This window comes from Staphylococcus sp. NAM3COL9, from assembly GCF_001431205.1.
In the GTDB taxonomy this organism is placed as follows: domain Bacteria; phylum Bacillota; class Bacilli; order Staphylococcales; family Staphylococcaceae; genus Staphylococcus.
In genome coordinates, this window is the sequence record NZ_LGPC01000011.1 from 16,471 (window position 1) to 42,730 (window position 26,260).

Annotated in this window: 28 protein-coding genes and 1 pseudogene; 26 read left to right on the forward strand and 3 right to left on the reverse strand. The window is 34.4% G+C overall.

What is annotated here, in order from left to right; all coding sequences use genetic code 11:
* Positions 1 to 6: 6 nt before the first annotated feature.
* From ACA31_RS03100 to ACA31_RS03215, 26 genes and pseudogenes are all read left to right on the forward strand, one after another.
* Entirely contained in the window at positions 7 to 213 is a 207-nt protein-coding gene (locus tag ACA31_RS03100) for a hypothetical protein (RefSeq protein WP_057511915.1), read from the forward strand.
* Between the two features lie 132 nt (positions 214 to 345).
* Positions 346 to 1,515, forward strand: coding sequence for a phage portal protein (locus tag ACA31_RS03105; RefSeq protein WP_253721366.1), 1,170 nt, complete (start codon positions 346 to 348; stop codon positions 1,513 to 1,515).
* Positions 1,505 to 2,113 (forward strand): HK97 family phage prohead protease, encoded by a 609-nt coding sequence (locus tag ACA31_RS03110; protein WP_431197632.1) that lies wholly within the window; start codon positions 1,505 to 1,507, stop codon positions 2,111 to 2,113. Before ACA31_RS03105 ends, ACA31_RS03110 begins: the two co-directional genes overlap by 11 nt.
* A 41-nt stretch (positions 2,114 to 2,154) precedes the next feature.
* Positions 2,155 to 3,324 (forward strand): phage major capsid protein, encoded by a 1,170-nt coding sequence (locus ACA31_RS03115; RefSeq protein ID WP_057511918.1) that lies wholly within the window; start codon positions 2,155 to 2,157, stop codon positions 3,322 to 3,324.
* Positions 3,325 to 3,387: 63 nt separating this feature from the next.
* On the forward strand, positions 3,388 to 3,657 hold the full coding sequence (locus ACA31_RS03120; RefSeq protein WP_057511919.1) for a hypothetical protein: 270 nt from the start codon (positions 3,388 to 3,390) through the stop codon (positions 3,655 to 3,657).
* Between the two features lie 16 nt (positions 3,658 to 3,673).
* Positions 3,674 to 3,973, forward strand: a complete 300-nt coding sequence (locus ACA31_RS03125; protein WP_057511920.1) for a head-tail connector protein — start codon at positions 3,674 to 3,676, stop codon at positions 3,971 to 3,973.
* Entirely contained in the window at positions 3,963 to 4,295 is a 333-nt protein-coding gene (locus ACA31_RS03130; protein ID WP_057511921.1) for a hypothetical protein, read from the forward strand. The genes ACA31_RS03125 and ACA31_RS03130 overlap by 11 nt, the downstream gene beginning before the upstream one ends.
* On the forward strand, positions 4,286 to 4,681 hold the full coding sequence (locus ACA31_RS03135) for a hypothetical protein (RefSeq protein ID WP_057511922.1): 396 nt from the start codon (positions 4,286 to 4,288) through the stop codon (positions 4,679 to 4,681). Before ACA31_RS03130 ends, ACA31_RS03135 begins: the two co-directional genes overlap by 10 nt.
* Positions 4,678 to 5,094: a hypothetical protein gene (locus ACA31_RS03140; protein WP_057511923.1), complete on the forward strand. Its 417-nt coding sequence runs from the start codon at positions 4,678 to 4,680 to the stop codon at positions 5,092 to 5,094. Before ACA31_RS03135 ends, ACA31_RS03140 begins: the two co-directional genes overlap by 4 nt.
* Positions 5,091 to 5,681 (forward strand): major tail protein, encoded by a 591-nt coding sequence (locus ACA31_RS03145; RefSeq protein WP_156393416.1) that lies wholly within the window; start codon positions 5,091 to 5,093, stop codon positions 5,679 to 5,681. The genes ACA31_RS03140 and ACA31_RS03145 overlap by 4 nt, the downstream gene beginning before the upstream one ends.
* Positions 5,682 to 5,827: 146 nt before the next feature.
* Positions 5,828 to 6,145, forward strand: a complete 318-nt coding sequence (gene gpG / locus ACA31_RS03150) for a phage tail assembly chaperone G (RefSeq protein WP_057511925.1) — start codon at positions 5,828 to 5,830, stop codon at positions 6,143 to 6,145.
* An 18-nt stretch (positions 6,146 to 6,163) separates the two neighbouring features.
* A pseudogene (gpG, locus tag ACA31_RS13620) lies at positions 6,164 to 6,472 on the forward strand (phage tail assembly chaperone G); the annotation flags it as partial.
* 81 nt (positions 6,473 to 6,553) lie between these two features.
* Positions 6,554 to 6,682 (forward strand): phage tail assembly chaperone GT, encoded by a 129-nt coding sequence (gene gpGT / locus ACA31_RS13625; RefSeq protein WP_394802728.1) that lies wholly within the window; start codon positions 6,554 to 6,556, stop codon positions 6,680 to 6,682.
* Between the two features lie 153 nt (positions 6,683 to 6,835).
* Positions 6,836 to 11,587 carry a peptidoglycan DD-metalloendopeptidase family protein gene (locus ACA31_RS03160; RefSeq protein ID WP_057511927.1) on the forward strand — a complete coding sequence of 1,584 codons (4,752 nt, stop codon included), beginning with the start codon at positions 6,836 to 6,838 and terminating at the stop codon, positions 11,585 to 11,587.
* 18 nt (positions 11,588 to 11,605) lie between these two features.
* The gene (locus tag ACA31_RS03165; protein WP_253721356.1) at positions 11,606 to 12,439 is read left to right on the forward strand and encodes a phage tail domain-containing protein; all 834 of its coding nucleotides are present in this window, start codon (positions 11,606 to 11,608) and stop codon (positions 12,437 to 12,439) included.
* Positions 12,440 to 12,448: 9 nt separating this feature from the next.
* Positions 12,449 to 14,020 carry a prophage endopeptidase tail family protein gene (locus ACA31_RS03170; protein ID WP_156393418.1) on the forward strand — a complete coding sequence of 524 codons (1,572 nt, stop codon included), beginning with the start codon at positions 12,449 to 12,451 and terminating at the stop codon, positions 14,018 to 14,020.
* Positions 14,013 to 14,576, forward strand: a complete 564-nt coding sequence (locus ACA31_RS03175; RefSeq protein WP_057511930.1) for a hypothetical protein — start codon at positions 14,013 to 14,015, stop codon at positions 14,574 to 14,576. Before ACA31_RS03170 ends, ACA31_RS03175 begins: the two co-directional genes overlap by 8 nt.
* 20 nt (positions 14,577 to 14,596) lie before the next feature.
* Entirely contained in the window at positions 14,597 to 17,248 is a 2,652-nt protein-coding gene (locus ACA31_RS03180) for a peptidase G2 autoproteolytic cleavage domain-containing protein (RefSeq protein WP_057511931.1), read from the forward strand.
* 11 nt (positions 17,249 to 17,259) lie between these two features.
* Positions 17,260 to 18,789, forward strand: coding sequence for a BppU family phage baseplate upper protein (locus tag ACA31_RS03185; protein ID WP_057511932.1), 1,530 nt, complete (start codon positions 17,260 to 17,262; stop codon positions 18,787 to 18,789).
* A gap of 13 nt (positions 18,790 to 18,802) precedes the next feature.
* The gene (locus tag ACA31_RS03190) at positions 18,803 to 19,204 is read left to right on the forward strand and encodes a hypothetical protein (protein WP_057511933.1); all 402 of its coding nucleotides are present in this window, start codon (positions 18,803 to 18,805) and stop codon (positions 19,202 to 19,204) included.
* A gap of 1 nt (position 19,205) precedes the next feature.
* Positions 19,206 to 19,358, forward strand: a complete 153-nt coding sequence (locus ACA31_RS13070; protein WP_082587045.1) for an XkdX family protein — start codon at positions 19,206 to 19,208, stop codon at positions 19,356 to 19,358.
* Positions 19,359 to 19,395: 37 nt separating this feature from the next.
* Positions 19,396 to 19,854 (forward strand): phage holin family protein, encoded by a 459-nt coding sequence (locus tag ACA31_RS03195; protein ID WP_057511934.1) that lies wholly within the window; start codon positions 19,396 to 19,398, stop codon positions 19,852 to 19,854.
* 37 nt (positions 19,855 to 19,891) lie between these two features.
* The gene (locus tag ACA31_RS03200) at positions 19,892 to 21,268 is read left to right on the forward strand and encodes an SH3 domain-containing protein (RefSeq protein WP_057511935.1); all 1,377 of its coding nucleotides are present in this window, start codon (positions 19,892 to 19,894) and stop codon (positions 21,266 to 21,268) included.
* 135 nt (positions 21,269 to 21,403) lie between these two features.
* Positions 21,404 to 21,826 carry a hypothetical protein gene (locus tag ACA31_RS03205; RefSeq protein WP_057511936.1) on the forward strand — a complete coding sequence of 141 codons (423 nt, stop codon included), beginning with the start codon at positions 21,404 to 21,406 and terminating at the stop codon, positions 21,824 to 21,826.
* A gap of 1,206 nt (positions 21,827 to 23,032) precedes the next feature.
* Positions 23,033 to 23,446 carry a YolD-like family protein gene (locus tag ACA31_RS03210; protein WP_057511937.1) on the forward strand — a complete coding sequence of 138 codons (414 nt, stop codon included), beginning with the start codon at positions 23,033 to 23,035 and terminating at the stop codon, positions 23,444 to 23,446.
* 68 nt (positions 23,447 to 23,514) lie between these two features.
* Positions 23,515 to 24,075, forward strand: coding sequence for a PepSY domain-containing protein (locus tag ACA31_RS03215; RefSeq protein WP_057511938.1), 561 nt, complete (start codon positions 23,515 to 23,517; stop codon positions 24,073 to 24,075).
* A gap of 272 nt (positions 24,076 to 24,347) precedes the next feature.
* On the opposite strand, the gene ACA31_RS03220 is transcribed toward ACA31_RS03215, so the two are convergent.
* The 3 genes from ACA31_RS03220 to ACA31_RS13420 form a co-directional block, all read right to left on the reverse strand.
* A complete protein-coding gene (locus ACA31_RS03220) occupies positions 24,348 to 24,626 on the reverse strand; it encodes a hypothetical protein (RefSeq protein ID WP_057511939.1) in 279 nt (92 codons plus the stop codon).
* A gap of 181 nt (positions 24,627 to 24,807) precedes the next feature.
* Positions 24,808 to 25,308 carry an AAA family ATPase gene (locus tag ACA31_RS03225; protein ID WP_082587046.1) on the reverse strand — a complete coding sequence of 167 codons (501 nt, stop codon included), beginning with the start codon at positions 25,306 to 25,308 and terminating at the stop codon, positions 24,808 to 24,810.
* Positions 25,309 to 25,643: 335 nt separating this feature from the next.
* On the reverse strand, positions 25,644 to 25,817 hold the full coding sequence (locus ACA31_RS13420; protein ID WP_216634269.1) for a hypothetical protein: 174 nt from the start codon (positions 25,815 to 25,817) through the stop codon (positions 25,644 to 25,646).
* Positions 25,818 to 26,260 lie beyond the last annotated feature (443 nt).

Below are 26,260 nucleotides of genomic sequence, written 5' to 3' on the forward strand. Positions count from 1 at the left end.
AAACAATTGAACACTTTAAACAAATTTAAACTCATAGGAGCAGCGATTATCAATAACTTGATACCGTTGCTTTTTTTAATTGGTTTAACACTCATTAACGTTGCTTGTTATATACAGTGGGGAAACGTTACAGGGTTTATTGTTTCAGGAATAACCCTTGTACTCATTGCACTGATACTTGTTGGTGAGAAATCCCAACAACCACCAGAATAAACGACTTATCTGTAAAGGGGGTGTATAAAACTAATGGGAATCTTTTATGAAACACGAAATACAAACGTGTCTACACAGTCTGGTGAAGCTATATTCAGCGCCTTCCCATCGCACTCAATACCATTAAACTTAATGGGTTACGATGCGTACAAAGCACTTAGAAATAGCGATTTATGGACTGCTGTAACACTACTTAGTCGAGATATTGCAAAACTTGATATCAAGATTAAGGAAAATGGTGTTTATAAGGATAAGGACAGGTTGGAGTTCTTACTTAACAAAACACCGAACCCCTTTATGAACGGTTACATGTTGAAGTATATCGTTATGATGAACGCATTACTAACGGGACATGGATATATCAAAATTGAACGTAAAGGGTCGCAAGTTGCAGAGTTATATCACATTTCTACAAGCCAAGTTACTTTGAAAGAGAACGCTAAAGGTAAATTCTACTATGAAGTGAATAATAACAAAGGAACCATGGATGTAGATTATAAAGATATGATTGATGTTAAACCGTTCACCTTAGATGGTATCAATGCGTTGAAGGTATTGGATGCTATTGAAGAGGATATGAACACACAAAGATTTACAAAGAGTTTCTTTACTAAATTCTTTGCAAATGGTGGTCAGAATTCAGGGTTGTTGAAAGTCAAAGACGGTAAATTGAACCAAAAAGCTAGAAACAAGTTAAGGGACGAGTTTACAAAGGCTAACGCAGGAGAAAACAACACTGGTAAGGTGCTTGTGCTCGATTCAACACTGGAATACAAGCAATTAGAAATTGACAGCTCGTTGTTAGACGTTATCAGCAAGAACCAAACCCCTACAAAGGCTATTGCAAAAGCTTTTCAAATACCTTTATCTAAATTCGGTATGGAACTTTCGAATACGTCATTAAAAGATGTGAACAATGATTATTTAACCAACTGTTTAGGTGGCTATATGAAAACTTGGGAAGCAGAGTTGGATTTTAAACTTGTAGGTGATAAAGATCAATACGTTAAAGAGTTTAAATTTGATTCTAGTTCTTACCGTAAGATTGATTGGGATAAATTTGTTGAAACGCTTAATACTCAACTTGAAAAAGGTGCTATAACACCAGATGAGTACCGTTCGGACATCGGCAGAGAGCCGTTTGATAACGGCGTGGGTGCTGTACCACGCTTTGACCTTAACCATATCAGTGCAGATATTGCTGATGATTATCAGTTGAGAAAAACATCAACAAATAACCAAGCGCCCAATCCGGATACAGAGGGTCAGCCCACTTTGAAGGGTAGTGAGAATATTGAATAACTTAGAATTACGTTCTACAGAAACGATTAAAGCAGTTGATAATGAAAAGATGATTGTGGAGGGTTATGCCTTACGATTCAACACTTTATCTAATGATTTAGGTGGGTTTGTTGAGACTATAAGCCCACAAGCTTTGAAAGACACAGATTTAACTGATGTAAGATGCTTGATTGACCATGATTCTAGTAAGGTGTTAGGACGTACGGCTTCTGAAACATTAAGTTTAAATATAGATGATGAAGGGTTATATTTCCGATGTCAGTTACCTGATACATCATATAGTCGTGATTTATACGAGAACATTAGACTTGGAAACATCAATCAATGTAGTTTTGGTTTCATTCTTGATGAAGACGGGGACACAATCGAAAAGAGAGATGATGGCCTGTTCAAACGAACATTAAATAAGATAAAAAGTCTTTTTGACGTGTCAGTGGTGACTTTCCCCGCATATCAAGACACGGATGTTGCACCAGCTTTAAGAAGTATTGAAGTGGTCAAGGAACAAGAGCAAGAAGAAATTCGTAAACGTGAAACAGAGCAAAGAAATCGAACTGAATTATTAAAAGCACAATTAGATCTACTCAAATTAAAGTAGGTCTATTTTTTATGCGAAAAATCAAGTGGGAGGCAATATAAATGGCTGAAGATATCAAAGAGTTACGTTCATTACGAGCGGAACAAGTAGACGCTGCTGAAAAAGCTATTGCGGATGAAAAACCGGAAGAGGTTAAGGATGCGTTAGAAGAAATTAAGAAATTAGACGAACGTATTTCAAAAATCGAGGAAGAACTCGATCTTGAAAAGAAAGATAAAGAAGAACCAAAAGAGCCGGATGCTAAAGGCGAGCCGGAATTCAACTCACAAACACACGAAGGAGAAACGAGAGATATGAACAATGTGATTAAACCGTCAGTTAATCAAGAAACTGAAAGTAAAGAAGTAAGAGGCTTTATGCAATATTTACGTTCTAAAGGTGAAGTACGTGAAGATGTTACATCTGTAAATATGGATATTATTATCCCTAAAGATATTTCAACACAACCAGTTACTTTACCTGAAACAGTTATCGACTTAAAACAATTTGTAAATATTGTGAAAGTACCAACTGCCCAAGGTTCATACCCAATTTTAGAATCAGCTACAGAAGTTATGCACACTGTGGAAGAACTTGCGAAAAACCCTGAACTTGCAGCGCCTAAATTCTTAGATGTTGACTATAAAGTTCAAACATATCGTGGCCAAATTGCGATTTCAGAAGAATCATTACAAGACAGTACGCCTGAGTTAGCAAATTTAGTAGCACAAAATAACGCTCGTATTGGTTTGAACACAACTAACCAAGCAATCGCTAACGTTATGAAAAAATATTCGCCTAAGACTGTAACAGGTACTGATTCGCTTAAAACTATTTTAAACGTAGATTTCGACCCAGCTTATAATATTAGTTTAGTTGTTTCATCTACTTTTTATAACGAATTAGATTTATTAAAAGATAAAAATGGTCAATATATTTTACAACAAGATGTCACTTCTCCATCCGGTAAGACTGTTTTTGGTCGTCCAGTTTACGTTGTTTCTGATACTGCACTTGGACTTGCTGGAGAAGCTAAAGCGTTTGTCGGTGATTTAAAAGAAGCTATATTCTTTGCAGATCGTGCGCAAGCTGCCGTTCGTTGGATTGATAACGAAATTTATGGTCAATTATTAGCGATTTCACAACGTTTCGATGTTGTATCAGCTAACGAAAAAGCTGGTTTCTTTGTTACGGGTGAGTTTCCGAAAGAAGATACTCCCAGCGAAGCCTAATAACATTAATGTTAAGGCAAATATCAAATCAGCAAGAATAACAGTTAATTAGGAGGCAATACGATGGCAGATGTATTAAAAGTTTATCAAGGACAAACCGTTGTAGGACAAGCAGAACGTTCAGTGGATGGTACAGCGTCAGTAACAGTTGAAGGTTTAGAAGTTGGAACTGAATATCCAGCAGGTACTTATAAAGTGGCGTTTAGTAACGAATCAGGAGAATCAGCAAAAGTTGATGTTCCTGCTTTCACTACTAAAGAAAGTGCACCTACAGAACCTGAAAACGTTGAAGTTAACGCTAATGAAGATTCAGCGGATGTATCGGCAGAATAAGAAAGGGTGATTCATTATGGATTTGGAAACCCTTAAGCTTCATATGCACATCACACATTCAATGGAAGATTCACTAATTGAAATGTATAAGGAATGGGCAGAGTCAGAAATTAAAGACTCTGTTTATCCTGATGATTTAACACGAAATGAAGAATATTTTATCGATAATAAGATTTTTGAACGTGGGGTTTTCTTACTCACATCTCATTACTTCCAAAGCCGATACGCATATTCGGACATTGATTATAAAACGTGTCCAGATGGTGTGCTTGGTACCATACAGAAATTAAGGGGGGGTTATCCGTATGAGAGTTGATGCAATGCAAGACTTTGTAACGTTTTACTCTAGTGGTACTGATAGTCCTTATCCTGGTATGGGTGGAAAAGAAGTAGTTTTTAAATCATGGGGAGAAATTTACGAACCATCAAGTAAAGATATTGAACTAAGTAGTTTAGAAAACTCCAGCGTCAATGTGACGTTAGTTGTTCGTAATACTTTTCCAGAGTTCGTTCCTAAAGTTAACCAAACCTTTATCATACAGACAGGTATGTATCAAGACACTGAATTTAACATTAAAAACGTTGCTCCTAAAGATGAAAATACTATTAAAATAGTAGGTTCTAAAATATGGGCGTAAAAATAGAAGGTCTTGAAGCAATCGAAGATGATATTCGCAGACTATACAGTCGACCAAGTATGAACAAGGCAGAAAAGAAAGCTATACAAGCTGGTGGGAACTTTATAAGGAACAAAATCGCAACTAATTTAAATCGTGTTAAAGATACTGGTGAACTTGCTGTCGGTACTGATTTAAGGAATCCCAATAAAGTTGGTTCTGAAATGATTGGTAATATTTATTGGCGAGGAGATCATAAATCTTTAGCTTACATTAATGAACAAGGGCATTATCTTAAAAATGGTTCTTTCTACAAACCTAGGGGAGCTGGAACAGTTAACACTGTATTACGTTATTACAATGACCAGTATTTTGACATCATCAAAAGGGAGATGAATAAGAGATGACAGATTTGTTCATCGAGATTCACAATGCTCTATTAGATGACCCTGTCATTTCTAAACATTTCCGAAATGGTGATATTGAATTTCTTATTCACCCTAACGCTAACGACATTTCTCAAAACGTAATTGTTATTGATGAAGTGTTTAGTCCGGTGATGTCAGATTTTGCAGATGACAATCCTTTAACTTACGAGTATTTACTACAAATAGATGTGTTCGTTAAACAACAAAATAATCAAGTCAATGGCTCCTTACTCAGTAGGGAGCTTATTTTATGTGTTTCAAAAATCATGTGGGAGCAATTCGGTTTTGGAGAATTCAATTCATTCAAACCTGAATACTACCCAGATTTCAAATTGTATCAAACCTCTAAACAATACAGAGGCAAAAAATATATTAACAAGGGGTATTTATAATGGCTAAAAAATATAACTCATTTACAGGATTAACAGGTTTTCACTACCAAGTACATGGTGAAGAAGCACAGAAAGTAGAACGTATTGAATATTTACAAGAAGTATCAGTGTCTAAAGAACAATCAATCGAAAAAGCTTACGGTGATAACTCTGTAGCAGAAATGGCAGTATCAAACGGAACGATTGAACTTGAGTCTACATTCCATCATTTACCATTAGAAGATCGTGTCGCTTTATTCGGTTTAACTAAAACAGACGATGGACTTGTTTATGTTGGAGATAATACACCACCATACGTTTCAGTTATCTTTGAAAAAACTATGGAATCAGGCGCAGTTGAATATGTTGGTTTACCAAAAGGATTATTCACATTCCCTGAAGTTTCTGGACAAACTAAAGAAGACGGCGTTGAGTTCTCACAAGATGCTTCTACTGGTGAATTCATGCCTACAGACATCAAAGGTGTTGAAGGTAAGCAAGCAATGATTCTTGGACGTGACGAAAAAGGCGAAACTAAGATGCGCGACGCTATCTATCAAAAAGTATTTGGTGTAGCACATCCTGACGCTAAACCAGTTACACCCTAAGGTTCCCCAAAACGTAGTGGTTAATGCTGATATTGATTCAGCATCAATTGTTGCAGAATAGGGGCAAAGTAATCATGAACGAGGTATCCAAAATGTGGATATCTCTTTTCTTATAACAAAAAATAAAACAAAAGAGGTAATTATCTATGACAACTAAAACTAAACAAATGAGTATTGAATTAATCCAAGAAGTTAAAGACAACGGGGAATTAGTAACACAAGAATTTAAATCACCAACTTTTGTTCCTTTCAGTAAATTAATGAAAGCTACAAAACAGTTAGAAAAATTAGAAGATAAATCAGAAATGGAAGCAATGGACGAAATGATGCAAGTTATTTGCGACCTTTACAACAACCAATTCACACCTGACCAATTAATGGACGGATTACATGCTCCAGATGCGGTTAGAGTTATTAGAGAAAATATCGAGTTTATCTCTACTGGTGAACTTCCTAAAAAATAATAAGGCGAGTGATTGACGATGAAAAGTAACAGTATAGAATTTGTTACGCAATTTGATTCATCGGGTGAACCTTTGAAGTGGGACACATTCAACACGCGCCCTTCTTTAAAGTTATCCCTCGTATATGAATGTGTAGATTTCCTTTCATCTTCAAACAATAGCCCTAATTTAAAAGATTTACACCAGTTGCTTGACCTTGTTGTGAGAATTTATGATGAACAGTTTACCAAGTCACAGCTAATCGATGGACTACCACTATACAAAGCGATAACAAACCTATATGAACAGGTGACATTCGTTGCAAGCGGTCGGGGTGTCGATGATGAAGTGACTGATAAAGAAATAAAACAAACCACTGTCAACAGTTGGGGAGATTATAAAAACAATCTTAAAGCAACGATACAAGACATGGTGAAAGAAGGCGGTCAGAACATTAACAATGTTTTGGATATGCCTTTTTATTTTGTATTCGATGAATTGAACGGAGAGGCTAAGAAGAAAGAACACAAAGAGTCAATGTTAGACGCGTTCACTTGATAAAGGGGTGACAAGATGAAAAAGGATAGTGAGTTGAATTACGAATCAAGTATGTTACTTGCGTTTCTGAATGTACCTATTAATTACAAATGTGAATCGATGATTACTGCATTCTCTATCTAACGAAAATACATTTGAAAGGTAGGTGAGGAAATGGCAGAAGATATAAGAAGTATGCGAATAGAATTATCCATGAAAGATATGGGTATCAAGCGTACAGTTGGTGAGATAAACAAATCGTTTAGAGCCTTGAAAAGTGAAGTATCTACTTCATCAAAGAAGTTACAATATGGTGAGAAAAGCGTTGCTTCATATGAAAAGAACGTTAAAGATTTAACTTTAGCCCATAAAGCATCAAGACAAAATTTAAAAGAACTAACAAGGCAATATCATGAAGTTGGAAAAGCTCAAGGTTATTCGAGTAGTCAGGCTTTAGGTTTACAGAAAAGTATATCTGACCAAGAAAGAGAAATGCACTTCTTAGGTCGTCAAATTGTTAACACTACAAATGAGATGAATGAATTTAAAACAGCTCAAAAAGTAGACAATACAGGTTGGGCTAAGATGGGTAAAGGCTTTGAAGGTATGAGTACGAAGATAAGAGGCGTATCGACCCAAATGGCTGAAATCGGCTCGACTCTTACAAGTAAAATTACCAAACCCGCATTAATAGCTGGTGCTGCTATGGGTGGTATAACTGCAAAACTTGGTTTCGATAGACTTGTAGGTTTGGATACAGCTAAAGCGAAACTTGAAGGATTGGGTTATTCAACTAAAGAAGTAGGTTCAATCACTGGACAGGTAACCAATGCTATTAAAGGTGGTATGACCACAATGGCAGAAGGTACCGACGTTGCAGCAGGTGCTTTGGCAGCAGGTGTAAGTGAAGGTAAAGAGTTAGAGAAATATATCAAACTTGTTGGTGATGCAGCAGTTGGTAGTAACAGACCTGTATCAGAAATGGCAATGATATTTAACCGTGTGCAAGGTCAAGGTAAGTTAATGACCCAAGAGTTAAACATGGTTGAAGAAGGCATGCCCGGTTTCAGTAACGCATTGGCTAAACACTTAGGTGTATCTTATGATGCGTTTAGAGAAATGGTCACAGCCGGAGAAGTGAGCGCGAAAGACTTTACCACAGTAATGGATGATTTCGCTGGAGGTATGGCTGGTGCTTACTCTAAATCTTGGCAAGGTATGGTTCAGAATACTAAAGCTTATGTAGGTATGATTGGTGAAAGTCTATTAAGTGGTGTGTTTGAACAGGCTAAAGGTTCGTTACATGAGTTTGAAAAGTTATTACAATCAGACGGTGCTCAGAAATGGGCAACACAAACTGGTGTTAAATTAGCAAATGCTTTTACAGTTATTGCTAATGGTATTAGTGGTGTTGTTGATTGGTGGAATAGTTTAAATGGTTCTACACAGAAAGTATTGGGTGGAATAATTAAATGGTCAGCTCTAACACTCGTTGTAGTAGGACCGTTACTAAAAATATTCAGTAAGTTAGGATTTATGATTGCAGGTGTGTTTGGTCCATTTGGCAAATTCCTTGGAATCATCGGAAAAGTAGCGGTCGCAAGTAAATCAGCTGGTGGAATCATCGCTGGTATTACGACACTGTTTCCTAAGTTGGGTGCAGCGCTGTTAGTTGCTACTGGTCCAGTTGGTTGGATTGTCGCAGCTATTGTCGCACTTGGTGCAGCCTTTGTCATAGCTTATAAGAAATCTGAAACGTTCAGAAATATTGTGAACGGTGCAATCAATGGTGTTGTAGCTGGATTTAAAATATTGTGGTCGGGTATCATGACGGTGCTTACACCTATTGGTAATGCAATCGCAAAATTCGGTAGACAACTAGCTAAAACTTTCGGTCAATTTTGGGCTGAGAATGGTCCACAATTCATGCAGGCATTGAATAACATTAAATCCGGATTCATGATTGTTTGGTCTATAATACGACCAATACTTTCAGGAATAGGTTCATTATTCAAATCTGTATTTGGAGGAATCTTATCCTTTATTAAATTTATTATGCCGGGCATACAAGCTATATTTAAAGTTGGCTGGGCGATTATCAAATATATTTTCGTCTCAACTTGGGAGGCTATCAAGGGTGTAGTAAATGGTGGACTAAAAGTTATCATGGGTATAATACAGGTATTCTCAGGACTGTTTACAGGTAACTTCAAATTAATGTGGTCAGGTGTAAAAAACATATTCTTTGGCGCATTACAATTCATTTGGAATTTAGTACAACTTTGGTTCGTTGGTAAAATCTTTGGTGTATTCAAACTAGGATTAAACTTAATCAAGAAAGTTGTAACAGGTTCACTTGGTTCAGTAAAAGGTACTTTCACATCCGTACTAGGTTCGATATGGGACGTAGTGAAAAAAGTATTTGGTTGGATTGGTAGTTTTACACGTTCGATTTTTACTGGTATTTGGAAATTTACTAAAGCCGTGTGGTCAAACATAAAATTGGCAATAACTAACCCAGTTGGATTTGTTAACAAATGGGTGACTTCAAAATTCAGAGGGATGTCCGGTGCAGTTAAGGCTATTTTCTCAGGACTTAAAAAAGCCACAACTGTAATTTTCTCAACAATGAGAACTGTATTAGTAAATATTGCAAAAGCTTTATCAAATCTTTTACGTGGTAACTTCTCAGGAATGAGTAAAAATTTACAAAACATTACAAGAGCATTGAAAAATGCAGTTGTGAAATTGTGGAGAATACTGAAAGATACAGTAGTCAATGTAGCTAAATCTTTATGGAACGGTGTAAAAGATCGTTTCGATGGTTTGAAAAAATCAGCTACAGATATTACGCAGAAATTGAAAAACGTAGTAATAGATAAGTGGAAGGGTCTAAAAAAATCAGTTGTCGATTTAGCCACTGGAGCCAAAGGTGGAGTCGTTAATGGTTTCAAAGCCATGTATAACAAAGGCGTTGAATGGCTAGATAAGTTAAAAGGGTTTATTAAAAATGCTAAAGATGGATTCAAGAAAGTTGCTACAGATCTTGGTAAAGGTGTGGCGAACGGTGCTATTTCTGGACTGAACGCTATGATAGATGGAATCAACTCACTATCAAATAAGATTATGAAGAAAAAACTTATCAAGAATAAAATCAAACCATTATCAACTGGTACCGCAGCAAGTCTGGGAGTACAAACTAACTCACAAGGACAACTGACAAAATCAACTAGAGCAGTGGTTAATGATAAAGGTTTAGGTAACGCACGTGGTCCTGGTGGTCACAAGGAAATTATACAACGTAGAAATGGTGACTTACAACAGGTTAAAGGACGCAACAAAGTTGTAAGGCTTAAACGTGGTGACGCAGTTCACAATGGTATGCAATCTAAAGCTTTACGTCCACATCTTTCAACTGGTACTGGTATAACAGGTATGGACTTGTTGAAAAACGGTAAAAAACATAAAAAACATGACGAAGTGTACGGTGATGTACCAGCAAATAATAAAGGTGGTGGCTGTAGTTGGAATCCAGCTACAGCAATAGCCGACGGTTCAAAAGGTGCATGGGATTGGACAAAAGACCAAGCTAAGAAAGCGAAAGATACTTTTGGTAAAGCTATTGGCGACGTAATGGATTATGCTACAAATCCCGGTAAACTCATTGGTAAGGTGATGAATCATTTCGGTATTGACTTCTCTGGTGTAGGCGGGGAAGCGATGGGCGGTACAATATCATGGGCTTATGATGGTTTAAAAAAAGGACTTAAGGATTTAGTGTCTGGATGGTTCACTGAATTAGAGGGCGATGGTGACGGTAGTTACATTGACCTATCTAAAGGCATTAACTTCCCGTACAGCCCAGACGGTCGAGCGCCGGGTTACCCGTTTGCTGGTCCGCATATGGGTGTAGATATTAACTATATTTACGATAAATTGTATTCTGTTCTATCTGGTAAAGCAACAGCTCGAAGTGGTTGGAACGGTGGGTTTGGTAACATGGTTGATATTGTCAGCGGTGCTCATAAAGTCATTTACGGTCATATGAGTAAACATGCTTTCAGCGGAAGTAAACAAGTTAAACCAGGTGATGAACTTGGTGTGTCTGGTAACTCGGGTCGTTCATCGGGACCACATTTACACTTTGAAGTACAGAAAAACGGTACACCTATTGACCCACTTGATTGGTTGAAGAAAAACGACGGCGGAGGTAAAGGTGCTGGTAAATGGAAACCACAAGTTAAAAAAGCTTTACAAATGAATGGTCTTCCAACCTCAGCATCGTATGTTAACGCATGGTTGAAACAGATACAAACAGAGTCTGGTGGCAACGCAAAAGCTATGGGTGGTACTGACGGTTTAGCTGATGGGCGTGCGCAAGGTTTGGTACAAGTTAAACCCGGCACGTTCAACGCTAATAAACATAAAGGTCATGGTAATATCATGAATGGTCTTGATAATTTATTGGCGGGCATTAAATACGCTAAAGGTCGTTATGGTGCTAAAGGTATGTTGAACGCTATCGGTAAAGGCCATGGTTATGCCACAGGTGGGATCATTAACTCTAATGGTATGTACAACCTTGCAGAAGATGGACACAGTGAAGTTGTAGTTCCACTTGATCCAGCACGTGCAAGTGACGCAATGAAACTTATCACTTATGCGCAAAGTAAAATTAAGGATAAGAAGAATAAAAGACCTAATCAAGTACCAACACCATCTACTAGTGGTAATAACACAGGTGGCGACAATACAAACTTATTACTACGAATGATTGCGAACCAACAGAAACAACTAGATGCTTTAATGGAAATTGCAAGAAGTAATAAACACATTGAAGAACAACCTAAAGGATTCAACACCGACGATGTTTCACAAGGACTAGGTAAGAAATCAAGAATGAGAGCAATGAATTTTGGTATGTAATAAATGGAGGTAGCGACTTTGGAGAAAACAGTAAAAATTTATAATGACTCTTTTGAAAAAGTGTTAACCGACATACCCAAGTTAAAAATGTTGGATTTTGATGAAGATGGTGTGGAAGTAGTGGTTAATTCACAAGAAATGAGTGGTAGAGATGGTGTAGGACTTTTGGGTCCTGCAAGTTTCGGTGCTTATAACTTAATTATCCGTTTATTCTATACTGGTCAAGATACTAAGGATTATAATCTATTAAAACAAAAATTGAGGTCTCTCTTGTTTAGGAGGGACCCTTATTTTGTAGTTCACTCTGATATGCCAGGGAAAAAATACGCTGTTTATTGTGATGAAAATGCAATCACAGATGTTGGTACAAGGTATGGAGAATTTGAAATATCTTTTGTGGTTTATAAAGGTTATTCAGAATCACTATTAAACACTGGTGAGTTTAGTTTGGATAAAGCTGACAAGTGGCAATTTGAGAATGGTCACATGGCGAATAGCAATATCAAATACAAACACACAGCTTCAAGTTTCAGAATCTATAACGGTTCAGATGATGCTATTAATCCTATATTAGGTTATGAAATGAAAATTAAGGTTAATACAGAGGCACCTCATGGATTCAAATTAATTAATCATACAACTGAAACTGAATTCGAGTATAAGAAAGCTATCAAGAAAAATAGCCAACTTATATTAGACGGAGTATATCCATTGATAAACAATAAACGAGTGGGCGTAGATACTAATTGGGGTTGGATTAACCTAGATAAAGGTTTTAACGATATAGAAATAACAGGTAAGAATTTAGGAAGTACAACGGTAGAATTTATATTTAATTTTGTATATAGGTAGGTGAAAGTATTGTATCAATTAATTTTAACAAATAGAAAAGGAACATTAGCAGAAATCATTACAGATTTTAACTATGGTTCTTTCAAATATGAATATTCTAAGAATGATGAAAGGTCAATATCTTTCACTGCTTATAAAACAAATAAGAATGCAGATGTGTTTAATTCGATAGTAAACGAAATGATAGTTATTTATGAAGGTCAAAACTATGTGATTAAGTCTACTGATATAAATTATGACGGTGTGGTTGTTAGTGTGGATGTAGTAGCAAAACACATTTTTATGGAATTTCAGAATCATTATATTCAAAAGGATAGTGAAGATGAAGAATTGAATAATGAAGATAAGACGGGTTCAAATGAAGAAAATAAACCAACTTTGACACTTGAGCAATATTTAGATTTCGGTTTCAAAGGTAATAAATTAGATTTCTCATATCAGATAAAAGGTAAGTTTACTCAACGTGTAGCCATTGATGAGATGGGTAATAAGAATGGTCTCGAATATCTCACAGAAGGTGCAGAACTGTTTAACTATATTTATTATGCTGATAATAAGAGAATCACTATTTATGACGAAGCAAATTTCTACGAACTGTCACAGGAGCCAATTATATACAAATTAAATAATAGTGAAGTACAAGCAACTATTACTACTACTGATCTAAAAACTTATATACAAGGATATGGTAAGAAGAAAGATAAAAAGTCTACTAAGAATTACAACCCTATTAAACCAAAAGATTTTAGTTATTCAGGAACATTTATTAAAGATGGGACTTGGAGAACTGAATCAATTGGAGCTAGCTACAGCAAAGAGATTAACTGTAAATGGGGTAATGAAACACTTGAATGGACACTTAAGAAAATGTCTAAAGGTGGGATAGTAGAAGTATTCCTAGATGACGATTTAGTAGGAACATACGAATGCTATAGTAAGACAGCTACAAGTGAAAAGATAATCATAGCTAAAGGTTTAAAGAAAGGTACTCATACTTTTAAAGTTCGTTTCAAATCTGCCAAATCGGGAGTAGATTATAAGAAATCTAAACCTTACATGTATGTAGGCACTGAGAAGGCTACTGTATTGAATTTAACAGCAGTTCTTAAAGGCAGTGATATATATTACACATATGCTGAGTACAAGAGTCCTAACTTTGATGCTTTTGGATTTGCAGAAGCTCCTACAGTGTTTGATGATAATGCATTAGATAAGGCTGAGTTGTTAGAAAGTATTAAATCACAATTACAAGATGAACCCACTGTAGAAGTAAGTACAAATTACTTGGGTAACTGGGATATTAAAGATAATAATTCAATGAGATTCATTCATGAGCCACTAGGATTCAATACGAATTTGAAAGTAGTTAAAATCACTAGGTCACACCCGTATTTAAACCAACCAGTAGAAGTAGAATTTAGTAACGCTAAAGCAGACTTTATTCAGATACAGCAACAAACAGCTAGAAGAATGAAACAAGTAAATAATCTAATCAAAGGCGGTTCACTAAATAGTGGGTCGTCTTTTACTATGCCAGAAAACTATTCGGATATTGTGGGGGTGACGTTAACAGATGGCTAGTGTACCGCATAGATATTTAAAAGATAATGACGGGGAAGATTATTTCCCAGTAACACATGAGGACGCTATCATATGGAAAAACCCATTGGAAGATGAAGATTTAACAGGGATAGCCGGTAAGGTAGCAAAGTTAGAAACGTTAGTTTCAGAACAAGACAAAGCATTGAAATTACATGATGCAACGATCGGGGATATGGTCGGAGATACAGGTTGGATTGATATAGATGTACCAACAACTATGAAAAATAAGGCTGTAGGAACTGGATTTAAATGCGGTATTAGAGAGGTTAGAGCAGGTAATAGCTTAACACCGCGTATGTTTGTTGTACGTTCTATTAGATTGAACGTCTCTAATATCACTGAGAAGAGTATGCAAATAGCTCAACTACCAACTGGATTTGTTACAAATAACCAGTCATTCATGGCTAGAGGTCAAGGCTATAGACACCCATTAACTATTGAGTGTTTGAAAGATGGGAGCGTAATGGCTTTTGTTCATCCTGAAGATCAAAAACTGACTAACTGGGTGTATCAAGAGTTTACTTGGCTAGAATAATGAAAAGGAGCAATTTATAGATGAGACTATATACAGACTTTCCTATTGAATTAGGGCAAGATTATAGATATAAAACAGTTGAGAACTTTAAAAATTTATTAGATGAACATAAAGCAAATAAGAAGAACTTTGAACATCACAAGACTGAAGAGAAACATGCACACAAAGCTAAACAAATTGATTATAAACTCTCAAACGTTCACGATGAATTACAATATCAAGATGGACGCATTGAAACATTACTTGTAGGTCATAATGGTGATGGAGTAGAAGAAGTTAAAGATAGTAGAACAGCTTTAGATGGTACCAATCAAAATCTATTGTCACAACGATTAAAATATGATTTTGAAAATATAAACAAGAAGATTGATGATAATTATAATTACCTCAACAAGAAAATCGAGCGTATTGTGAACGTTAATGATTACGGTGCAGATCCAACAGGTGCACAGCTTTCTGATGAAGCATTTAAAGATGCGTTAGGTTCAGGTAATGTGCATGTTCATATGACAGCAGGAACTTACAAAATTAAAGATGGTATTAAGTTACCAAGTAATACAGTGCTATCAGGTGAAGGTATAGATATTACAACTATTGAACTATCTGATGACTCTCCTAGAAAAACAGTAACAATATCTAATAAGGAAATGGACGGGCATGCTCATAATATTGCTACTAAAGACTTTACTATACATGGTAACAAAGCTAGGTTTGATGAGAAATATGTGAGTGGTGGAGTTCAGTACAATCATCCAGCTCCTAGTGGCGGTTCCCTTTCATCTAACTTGAGATTTGCAGGGGTTAAATATGGTTACGCTTATAATATTAAATCTATAGATGCTTTACTTCATGGTTTTGATATAACACACGCAAGTGATGTTTATTTCTATGAAGGCGACGGTGTACGAGTTAATGAAGAATTAGAAAGTAAGTATATCCATATTGATAACTGTGAGTCAGTTGGACACGGTGATGATGGAATTACAACTCACGCATCAAGGTATCTTAACATTACTAACAACGTATGTCATGACCCTAAAAACTATCACGGGAATAGTAATGGTATAGAGGTAGACGATGGTTCACAACACGTATTCTTAGGTAATAACAATACGTACAATAACCAATGCGGTGTCGAAATAAAAGCACATGCTGAAGCTAATGCAGCAGCAATGGTTGTAGTAGATGGTCATGTTTCTTATAAAGATAATCGTTCATATGTTGTAAGACATATCGGCCATCACAAAGCTACAGACCCTAAATCTAAAACAGCTAAAGATGTAATGTTTAATAACATTGTTTCATTATATCCTTGGGAAAATGGAGTATATCCAACTTGGACACCTAGAGCAATGGTTATTTGTGCTTATGAAAACGTATCAGTTAATAACTTCACTGCGATTGGAGATGGAACATTTACTTCAGGACAACCAGCTATAGCTGTTCAATATAGGGCTGAAAACGTTCAACTACACAATATTAATGTTCGTGGATTTAAGAATGCATCTGCTGATATTAAGATATATGGTGGAGATAACAGACCTAAGAAAGTTACATTTAGTAATATTAATATTCACAAGTCTTCTAATAATATCGGCATTGCTGGTGGTGCAGGAGTTTATGATACTAAGATAATCGGAGCTAACTTAATTGGTAACGGTACAGGAAATGCTATTGAAATGTATAACTCAACTACAACTATCATGGGTGTTCAACATGAAGGTTATACAAACGGTGCAGTTATTATGAAAAAGATTTACAAAGACGTTCCTACTGCTTTACGTGGAGGATTAGTAGCCGGTTCAACAGGTTCCGGAGCTATATCAAAACGTTCTGTTGTTCTCGCTTCTACTGGTGAATCATTTGCTTACAGTGACCGTTCTTGGTTACTTGGTGCTGGTATGAAGTCAGAAGCATACGGTTCACGTAGTGGTGTAATGAACTCATTGGAATCTAAAACTTCTCAAGGAAATTACTCACAAACTATTGTTAACTCTCGTGGTGTTAAAACTGAAGATAACTACATGTTTGCTATGGGTTATGGCACTGGTGGAGCTAAGTATGAGAATACTAGATTCCAAGTTAAAGGAACAAGTGGAACAGTTAAAGCCAAAGGTACGATTACAGCCGGACATGATTTTGGTGACTATGCTGAGTATTTTGAATCACAGTCAGGTCAAGCAATGCTTAATGGAACTATCGTTACTTTAGATGGTAGATTCATCCGTAAAGCTAACTCAAATGATAAACCAATAGGAGTTATCTCAGGTACAGCCGGAATAATTCTAGGGGATGCAATGTTCCATCATAAAGATAAATTCTTAAAAGATGAGTTTGGTGTAACTCAAACTAGAGTAGAAGTTAAAGAGTGGCAAGATGATGAGGGGGAATGGTACTCAGAAGAGGTAGAAGTTCCTATTCCTAACCCTGATTACACTGAGAAAGATGAACAGTATCTTTCACGTGCAGATAGACCGGAGTGGAACGTGGTAGGTTTAATGGGACAAGTCTTCACTAGAGTAGATCCTACTGTATCAGCTAATGACTATATCAAACCTAATAAAGGTATTGGCACAAAAGATAATAATAACGGTTACTACAGAGTGTTGGATATTACAACACCTTACGATATTGAAAAAGGATACGGTGTAGCAGTCGTATTAGTAAAATAGGGGGAAAATAAATGGCTAATGGTATAGATAAAAAAGCCTTATTCAATTTAAAATCTGAACCTTATTTAAAACCAATCTCTGATTTAGGGGTTGGTTTTTATAATTTAGATGAAAACACAGCAATACTAAGATTTCAATTAAGTAATACTAAAGGGCCACTATTAATTCACAATAATAATCTCACAGCCTATGCTTACTTTGAATCAGCTAATGGAAGTACCTCAGATGTAATTGAGTTAGATATAGAAGACCCTAATAATGGAATCGTAACGATCACTTTAGATAAAGAGTTTCTACAAGCTTCTACATCTACAAAGGTTAAAGGTCAAGTTTATATTGGCGTGAACAATGTAAGTGGGAATCCTGGATACAACGAAGTGGCAGTGTTTAGAGAATTTACATTCGAAGTAGCAGGTGCATTAATAAACAAAATTTCATCATTTACTAAGATTGAATATATTCGTATGTTTGACCAATTGAAAATGCGTATTGAACAAAAAGTGAAAGATATTGAAGAAGCTATTGCAAATGGTGCAGATTATGTTGCTGAAATGAAGTCAGTATTACAACAAGGTATAGAAACAATTACAAAACTTGTCGATGATAAAAAGTCAGATGTTCAAACCTATATCACTCAAGCTAAAGCTGATTTAGACACTACTAAGAATAGCACAATAGGAGATATTACTACTCTATCAAATAATGCTAAATCAAGTGTACAGGATACAGCAGACACTTCTATTAACAGTATTACAGCTAAAGTTACAGAAGCTACTGAACATGTAGATACTAAAGTTGCAGAGTTTAATCAAACAGTAGAGGATAACGGTTTCCTTACTCCTGAAAAGCTTACAGAAGACCTAACGGCTTTAGAATGGCAAAAATACAAATGGTCCAATGATGATGGAACAAGAATATATATTAGTAAAGAAAATATGATTGATAAAAACATTAATAGTTTTGACCCTGGTCTTTATGAGTTAGTTGCAAGTGATGTTTCAGAATCTAACGGATTACCAGCAGGATTTAATAGCTATATCATGCAACTTGATGTAACAGCATCAACTAATAGTAGAAAACAATTCTTATTAAATATTAGTAGTAGAAATAAAAAGTTTTCAAAAACTATTCACACTGATGGAGTAGAAAGTGATTGGGAAGAACTTACAAACGCACAGAATGATACAGGTTGGATTCCATTCACTATTACAAACGGTGGTAGAACTAATCCAGCTTATGGTTACGGCGGTTCTCGTAACGGTTTTGGATGTGCTTATAGAACTGTAACTATTGGAACATTGACACAGAAATTTTTAAGAGTGAATGCAGACACGGTTGTTCATAATCAGTACATTGCCCAATTACCTGCTAACTTTGCTAAGAATCCTCAAGTTGGTTTTATAAGAGCTCCATTAGCTCACAATGGTACAAGTATTCTTGTTGAGAATGACGGTTCAGTTAGATTGTATATAGGTAACGAAACAGAATGGGAAGCAAGCACTAGTAAATACATTTACGGTGAGATTAGTTGGATAGATTAAGGAGGTTAAAAAGATGTTTAAACAAGTGTTTTTATATAACGGTACACCTTATTTAGCTTACATGAATGAAGAGGGTGAATATGACTATCCTCAAGACGAATGGACAGATGTGGCTCCGCCTGAAGGTATTTACTCTCCATATTACTTTGATGGTAATGAATGGATAGGCGCTACAAAAGAAGAATGGGAATCTCATAGACCTGAAAAGGAACCTCATATTCCAAAGGTGAATGAAATAATGTTAGCACAAGCTCAAATGCAAGTAACCAAGACAGCTAATCAATTAGTTAAAACTCAAAAGGAACAAGCAGAAACATTAACAGAGTTAACTAAGAAAGAACAGCGACTAAAAGAAATTGAAGAACTACAAGCACAAACAATGCTTGAGATTGCCAAATTGAAAGGGGAAAATTAATATGTATCCAGGATTCGATTCTATCAAATATTTTTATGACATTAACTGTTACACAAACGAGGACATTCAAACGTATGTTGAGCTAGACGCATTGACTAAAGAACAGTATAAAGAAATCACTGGAGAAGATTACCCAGAACAACCACAAGTTTAGGCTTGTGGTTTTATTTTATAGAAAGTAGGTGGAGAAAATGGAGGAAGTTACAGTGAAGTTTACAGAGACAGAAGCATTTCATACCTTTATTTATGCTGGAGATTTAAAATTATTATATTTTTTAATGATATTAATGGCATTAGATATAGGTACTGGGATTGGTAAAGCAATTAAAAATAAAAATTTATGGAGCAGAAAAGCTTTATTCGGTTTTTCTAGGAAAATATTTATATTCTTCATTGTTATTCTAGCAAATATAATTGATCAAGTACTTGGATTAAACGGTGGACTTGTTGTATTGACTATATTCTTTTACATGGCTAATGAAGGATTAAGTATTGTAGAAAATTGTGCTGAAATGGGAGTTCTCATACCTAAAGAAATATCGGAAAAATTAAATGTAATTAAATCAACGAAAAACGATACAACAGATAACTTAAAAAATGATTTTATAAATGAAAATAGTACAAAAGATGAGGAATCGTTACGGAAGTAACGGCTTTTTTATTATGAAATAAGGAGATGTTTTATATATGAAGAAACAAGATGGAGTTAAATGGGCAGTTAAAAATATAGGAAATAGACTTACTGATGATCAACCTTATGGTGCGCAATGTGCAACATTTATTATTGAGTTTACTAAAAAGTATTGGAATGTTCACCCACAAGGGCACGCAAAAGACTTTATTAACTATAAATGGCCTAAAGGATTTCAAGTTATCAAAGGTAAAAATCAAATACCACAACCTGGAGACATCTTTGTGTTTGGTGGGAAATACGGACATACAGGTATAGTTACAGAAGCCAACGGAACATACTTTAATAGTATAGATCAAAACTTTTATAACGCTAATTTAACTAAAGGAAGTCCAGCAGCATTTGTTGAAGACCATGAGTATGGTGATTTCTTGGGTGTAATTAGACCACCATATGAAGATGATGAAAAAGGTGCGGTTTCTAAATCAACTAAGATCCAAACGATTAATCACACTATTAATTATAAGATGTCTAAACGTAGCGGTAGTGTGAAAGGTGTTGTAATCCATAACACGGCAGGTAATGCATCTGCTAAACAAGACTATAAGAGCCTAAGTAACGCATCGGTATCAAGATATGAAGCAGGTATTGCTCACTATTATATCGATAGAAATACAGTATGGCGTGCGATTGATACGTATAGTGTAGCTTGGCATGTGGCTGATGCTAACGGTAATAATAGCTATTTAGGTTATGAAGTTAACGAGTCAATGAACGCTAGTAATAAAGACTTCATGGCAAACGAACAAGCAACGTTTAAAAAGGCTGCAGCTGATATGTTGTACTATGGATTACCAGTTAACAGAGAAACGGTAATGCTCCATAATCAATTTGTACCAACAGCTTGTCCACATAGAAGTATGGCACTTCATACTGGATTTGACCCAGTACGACAAGGTATAGCACCTCAAAGTGTTAGAAATCAATTGAAAGATTACTTCATTCAAGAGATTAAAAAATATTACAACGATCCATCATTAAAAGCTGGTGCACCTGCAAGTGATGATGTGCCAGATAAATCTACTATTCCAACAGAAAAAGAACAATCTAAACCCGCTAATGAACATGGTTCATCAGTTGGTAATGGATGGAAAAAGAATAGTTGGGGAATTTTATGGAAGAAAAAATCTGCTTCATTCACGTGTAAAGTTTCAGAAGGTATTGTTACAAGATATACTGGACCTAGTTTACACAATCCAATTGCTGGTGGTTTAGAATACGGTCAAACAGTTAATTATAGTGAAATACAAGATTATGAAGGATACATCTGGATTAGTTGGGACGTATACAGTGGTGCTACAGTGTACATGCCAATAGGTAAATCAGATGGCAAAGGTAATAGAGTTGGCAAAGCATGGGGCACATTTAGTTAAATCATGTAGCGTTGGTAACAACAATATGTTAAGTTAAAGGAAGACATTTGCAAGGGGTTGCAAATATTTTGATACACTATTTTAGAAAGGCATCTCTTTGTGAGGTGTCTTTTTTAAAAAGAAAGGAAATAGATAATGATGAAAAAATTCTTGGGTATATCAATATTATTAGCAATAAGTTTTATAATAGTAGCTTGTGGTGCTTCTGGAAACGAAAAAAGCAATAAAAATGAAAGTACTAACACTGAAAAGCAGACTAGCAAAGAAGCTCAAGTAAACACTTTATACGGTGAATTAACTATAACAAGCGAAAAAGTAAATGGTTCGTTTTATGACTCGGAGAATAGAACGAAGTATATAATTGACTCTGAGGGTAATATCAAAAAAATTATAGATAAATCTAATAAAGAACAATCACCCAAAAAATTTATGCAAAATGATGCACAAAAAACAAAAAATATTTCTGAGAACGTAAATAAATACCATTCAAAATCGTTAAACAAGGATTATAAAGTAATTCAAAAAAAAGATGTATTAATTGTCGTTCCATATAAATAATATCTTGTTGGAATAAGCGGAATATTCTGATGATATAATAACTATCTCTTTGCTAATGAATTTTAATCAATTTAGTATTTTCAATAAAAAGATGTCACTTCGGTAGCATCTAACAGGTTTTAACGTTACTCTTCATGAGTGGCGTTTTTATATTATTGTTCCAATAGATATCGCGAATGTCATTAACTCCAATTTATTATTTTACAACCACTCCAAGAGGGGGTAATTTTTTGTTTAGTAACTATAATAAAGTGGTAATGTATAATTACAATTGTTGTTAGACATATTGTCGCTACGTTTAAGTATATGTAGGGTAGGCACCGTCATGTGCTTGCCCTATTTTTTTTATTGCATTTTTAATAGAGAATTGTTATCATTTAGTCACTATCTAATATTTATTTTGTTTAGATAGTGTTATTACTAAACTGCTCTTTAATAGTGGTATTTAGAATGAATCTTTTTCAAATGCCCTCCTATAATAATTTATGATTAAAACCCGCCAACATGGCGGGTTTATTTTTTTTATATAAACAAAAAAATTTAAACGAAATAAAAAAACAAGATATACTTTACTCTAAAATATTTTTATAATTACTTCATGTCCTTCTTGTAATAATGGTTTTTGTTTAATTTAACCAAATAAGGGAATAAAAAGTAGGCACATGGATTTCCCTCGATGTGTAAAAATATGTTCGTCACTCTTAATTGAGTGGCGTTTTTTTAATTTCTAAATTTACTGATAAGAAAGGATGGATTAAAAACGAAAAGTATTAGAGTAGTATTAAGTGTAAATAATATGTTAGTGTGGATATAGATATTTTCAGCCAAAATATCGGACACTTTCTTAGCTAAGACATCTCTTACGAGGTGTCTTTTTTATTGTATTATGAAAATTACGCTTATAGACACTTTTGTTATTATGTATTTGTCATAATAAAACAATCACATTTTACGTGGTTGTTTTTTATTATTACTTGTAATATATAGAATATTCTGATAATATGTTAAATAGCCTTTCATATTTCAATCTTTTTTAAATTATTAGTTTTATATCCATTGGGCGACTCGGCGCCTTTTTGAATTAATAACGGAGTGTATGAACTAACGCTTTCTAAATATCTTTATATTGACGCCATTTTGTCCAAGTGGCGTCTTTTTTATTGCTTAATACGAACAAGTGTTCCATTATATTTATGAGGTGAAAAAATGGTGGTTAACCCAGACGCTCCAGATGAATATGAATATGAATATGAATCCGATTATCGTAATATACCACGCGAATTTTTAAATCCACGTATACCCGAAGGTAGAGGAATTGTTAAGTGGAACGCCTTTTCCACAATGCCTGAACAGCATGAGCGTTTGAAAGAATATGTGCAAGACCAAAATATAATAGAAAAGCCTGAACTAAGCGATGACCAATTAAATATTTTAAATGATACATTGATATTTAAAATGTACAACGATCCAGTGATAGAAGTTAGGTATTTTGTAAAAGGTTTTATACAAATAATTGAAGGTTACATACACAAAGTAGATGTACATGAGCAATTACTCTATTTATATGAAGAAACTGGTTTAAGTAAGGTAAATTTAAAGGACATTGGGGAGATAAATTGAAATAATATTTTGTTTTGTTAAGTAGTTTTGTGGTAAAAGAACTGTAATGATTCTAGGAGGTAATGTTGATGAAGATAAAAAGCTTAGCAACTTTAACAATGTCTGCAGTATTATTAACTGCATGTGGAAATGGATCTTCAGATAGTGATACTAAATCTGAGAGCTCAAGTAATAAAGATGCAGATAAACAAGTTATTGCATTAGATAAAATCAAAACAAGTCCTAAAGACGCTGTAAAAAAAGCGCAAGATGTATATAGCGGACAAAACCTAAAAGGTATTTCTTATGAAAAGAGTAACGGCGAATGGGCTTATAAAATTGAACAACAAAAATCAGGAGAAGAATCTGAAGTGATAGTATCTGATAAAAATAAAAAAGTGTTAAATAAAGAGACTGAAAAAGAAGATTCAATAGATAAAAAAGAAGAATTTAAATATAAAGACGCCATTGATTATAAAGATGCAATCAAAAAAGGTCAAAAAGAATTTGATGGCGATATCAAAGAATGGTCGCTATCAGAAGATAACGGTAAACTTGTATATGATATGGACTTGAAAAAAGGAAAGACTAAACATGAAATTAGCGTTGATGCAAAAAATGGCAAAATACTAACTAATGAGCAAGATTAATGAATTATTTACACCCACCTAAATGAGTAGGTGGGTGTTTTAAAATTCAAATAATGAATAGAAATGAAATGTTTAAAGTAATTATAAAAGGGAAAAAGTTTTTGGAAGATTACAACCTTCCCTTTACCCCTACTTTAATTAGTGGGGTTTTTTATGCTGAGAAATGCATTGTGTTGCATCGAGAAGTGATAAGTAAGGTGTGTGGTTGATTGCGTGCGTAAAGAAAGCCACCAAAATAATATGATGGCTTGGAAATTGAAGAAAAAGAAAATTTAGCCCCCTGGCTTAAAGAACTCACTTATCTTAGGTGATACGTTTTTATCTACATTACCATTCGGCGATTCATCTAAATTGAAAATAAGATAATACTCATCCTCATCTAGTATAGATTCAATTTTCTGAGTGAATTCTAGCTTATCAAGTTCGCTTTTTACTATCCAAAGGGATTTTTGCACGCGAATAGGTTCTGTTAATAAATTAAGGAACTTACTTAATTCATTATAGTTTTTCTCGTCATTATTTAAATCGTAAGCAATAGCATATCTATTCATGAATTACACCTTCCTTCGTTAGAATTATTACTATCATAACAAAAATAATCTGATAATTTAAGTGTGAGTGTTTTGATAATTTCATTATGTATAGAACGTACCTAAGAACATAAGAAAGCCCATCTAAATTAATAGATGGGCGACGTTAATAAAGAAATTGATATAAAGCAATCTTACTTTATTAATAATTGTTGTTTTGTATTTCTAATATTTTTATCCCTTCTGATTTTTCAGGTTCTTCGAAGAAATTAGTTACATAATTAAAAGTAGCTTCTGTATCAAAATTTTTTCTTTCAGGTTCTTCTTTTTGTCTTTGTTTTATTTGTTCTAGGCACTTTTGATTATTAACGTTTAGATATATAAGTCTATGATTTGCATTGATTTCATTTGCTATATTTAACAACCATTGTCTTTGATTCTTAGTGTTTCCTGGAAAATCCATAACAACATTTGTTCCTACATTTAATATATTTTGTATATGTTTTTTTATTAATGGTTTTATTTGTTTTGAAAAAATTTGATAATCTTCAAATGTCTTAATTTTATTTGGGTACAGACTTTCAAGCCATTCATCTTCGGATAATAAAACTGCGTTTTTTTCTTTTTTTAATTGTTTTGATTTTGTTGTTTTTCCTGCACCCATTTTTCCTGTTAAAAAATATAAAGTTCCTAAATTATTCAAATTGATGTCCCCCCAATTTTTCTTCTTGTCATGATACTAATTATATGAAAAATTGTATTAACAAACAACCCACCTAAATAAATAGGTAGATAAGTGTCAAATACGTGTCAAAATGGTTCAGTTTCTTTCTATTTATTCCGAAAGTAAATAAGTTGAAATGCTTTAGTTATGCGTTTTTAGGCTTTGTCCTAAAGTTAGATTTATCCCTCCCAGGACACTAAGAGAATAAATTACATATTATTCAAAAAAAGAACTCCGTTGTGACGGGGTTCTTTTTTTATAATGTTATATTTATCAGTATATAAAAGTCACTCAATATTAAAATCAACTTGTTTTTAATTGATAAAATCCTCAACAGCTTTACTAAAATCTATTTCACTTTTATCTGATACAACAACCAACCACCACACAACTTCACCAATTTTATATTCCAAATTATTGGTTTCATCTTTTTTAACTTCATCCATTACTAGCCTGCTAGTTAATCCCATATCTGTTAACATAGCCAATGCATCTTCTTGAATGTTCCATTTTCTTCCATGATATTTTTCTTCTAAATTATGATACTATTTACGAATTTTCATACTTTCTTCTACAACTTTATCTAACTCCATAACTGTTTCCTCCTGAAGCACTTTACTAGACATACATTACATTTTTATAAGAACAAATGTTTCAAATTACAAATGTAATCATGAATATAAGAACCTGAGTTCTTGTGGGTTCATGAGTTGCTTATATGATTATTAATCAAGATGCCGCAGACGAATATCAATAGTGTTAACATAATAGACCACGTTAAATCGTGTCATATTTAATGTCAATAAGTTGGATAAAAAAAGGGGGAATTAAATACCATCGAAATATTATACGAATATGCAAAAAACACCTAAATGAATAGCTGAACTTCAAAGGTTATCATCAATAAATTGAAATAAAGAAAAGGTTTATA

Excerpts from the sequence above, each read along its gene's own strand:
- ACA31_RS03180 (WP_057511931.1), top strand. The coding sequence starts at position 14,597 with ATGAGACTATATACAGACTTTCCTATTGAATTAGGGCAAGATTATAGA.
- ACA31_RS03175 (WP_057511930.1), top strand. The coding sequence starts at position 14,013 with ATGGCTAGTGTACCGCATAGATATTTAAAAGATAATGACGGGGAAGAT.
- ACA31_RS03190 (WP_057511933.1), top strand. The coding sequence starts at position 18,803 with ATGTTTAAACAAGTGTTTTTATATAACGGTACACCTTATTTAGCTTAC.
- ACA31_RS03140 (WP_057511923.1), top strand. The coding sequence starts at position 4,678 with ATGACAGATTTGTTCATCGAGATTCACAATGCTCTATTAGATGACCCT.
- ACA31_RS03125 (WP_057511920.1), top strand. The coding sequence starts at position 3,674 with ATGGATTTGGAAACCCTTAAGCTTCATATGCACATCACACATTCAATG.
- ACA31_RS03210 (WP_057511937.1), top strand. The coding sequence starts at position 23,033 with ATGGTGGTTAACCCAGACGCTCCAGATGAATATGAATATGAATATGAA.
- ACA31_RS03220 (WP_057511939.1), bottom strand. The coding sequence starts at position 24,626 with ATGAATAGATATGCTATTGCTTACGATTTAAATAATGACGAGAAAAAC.
- gpGT (WP_394802728.1), top strand. The coding sequence starts at position 6,554 with ATGGTGAAAGAAGGCGGTCAGAACATTAACAATGTTTTGGATATGCCT.
- ACA31_RS03185 (WP_057511932.1), top strand. The coding sequence starts at position 17,260 with ATGGCTAATGGTATAGATAAAAAAGCCTTATTCAATTTAAAATCTGAA.
- ACA31_RS13070 (WP_082587045.1), top strand. The coding sequence starts at position 19,206 with ATGTATCCAGGATTCGATTCTATCAAATATTTTTATGACATTAACTGT.
- ACA31_RS03115 (WP_057511918.1), top strand. The coding sequence starts at position 2,155 with ATGGCTGAAGATATCAAAGAGTTACGTTCATTACGAGCGGAACAAGTA.
- ACA31_RS03215 (WP_057511938.1), top strand. The coding sequence starts at position 23,515 with ATGAAGATAAAAAGCTTAGCAACTTTAACAATGTCTGCAGTATTATTA.
- ACA31_RS03205 (WP_057511936.1), top strand. The coding sequence starts at position 21,404 with ATGATGAAAAAATTCTTGGGTATATCAATATTATTAGCAATAAGTTTT.
- ACA31_RS03135 (WP_057511922.1), top strand. The coding sequence starts at position 4,286 with ATGGGCGTAAAAATAGAAGGTCTTGAAGCAATCGAAGATGATATTCGC.
- ACA31_RS03200 (WP_057511935.1), top strand. The coding sequence starts at position 19,892 with ATGAAGAAACAAGATGGAGTTAAATGGGCAGTTAAAAATATAGGAAAT.
- ACA31_RS03130 (WP_057511921.1), top strand. The coding sequence starts at position 3,963 with ATGAGAGTTGATGCAATGCAAGACTTTGTAACGTTTTACTCTAGTGGT.
- ACA31_RS03105 (WP_253721366.1), top strand. The coding sequence starts at position 346 with ATGGGTTACGATGCGTACAAAGCACTTAGAAATAGCGATTTATGGACT.
- ACA31_RS03160 (WP_057511927.1), top strand. The coding sequence starts at position 6,836 with ATGGCAGAAGATATAAGAAGTATGCGAATAGAATTATCCATGAAAGAT.
- gpG (WP_057511925.1), top strand. The coding sequence starts at position 5,828 with ATGACAACTAAAACTAAACAAATGAGTATTGAATTAATCCAAGAAGTT.
- ACA31_RS03120 (WP_057511919.1), top strand. The coding sequence starts at position 3,388 with ATGGCAGATGTATTAAAAGTTTATCAAGGACAAACCGTTGTAGGACAA.
- ACA31_RS03195 (WP_057511934.1), top strand. The coding sequence starts at position 19,396 with ATGGAGGAAGTTACAGTGAAGTTTACAGAGACAGAAGCATTTCATACC.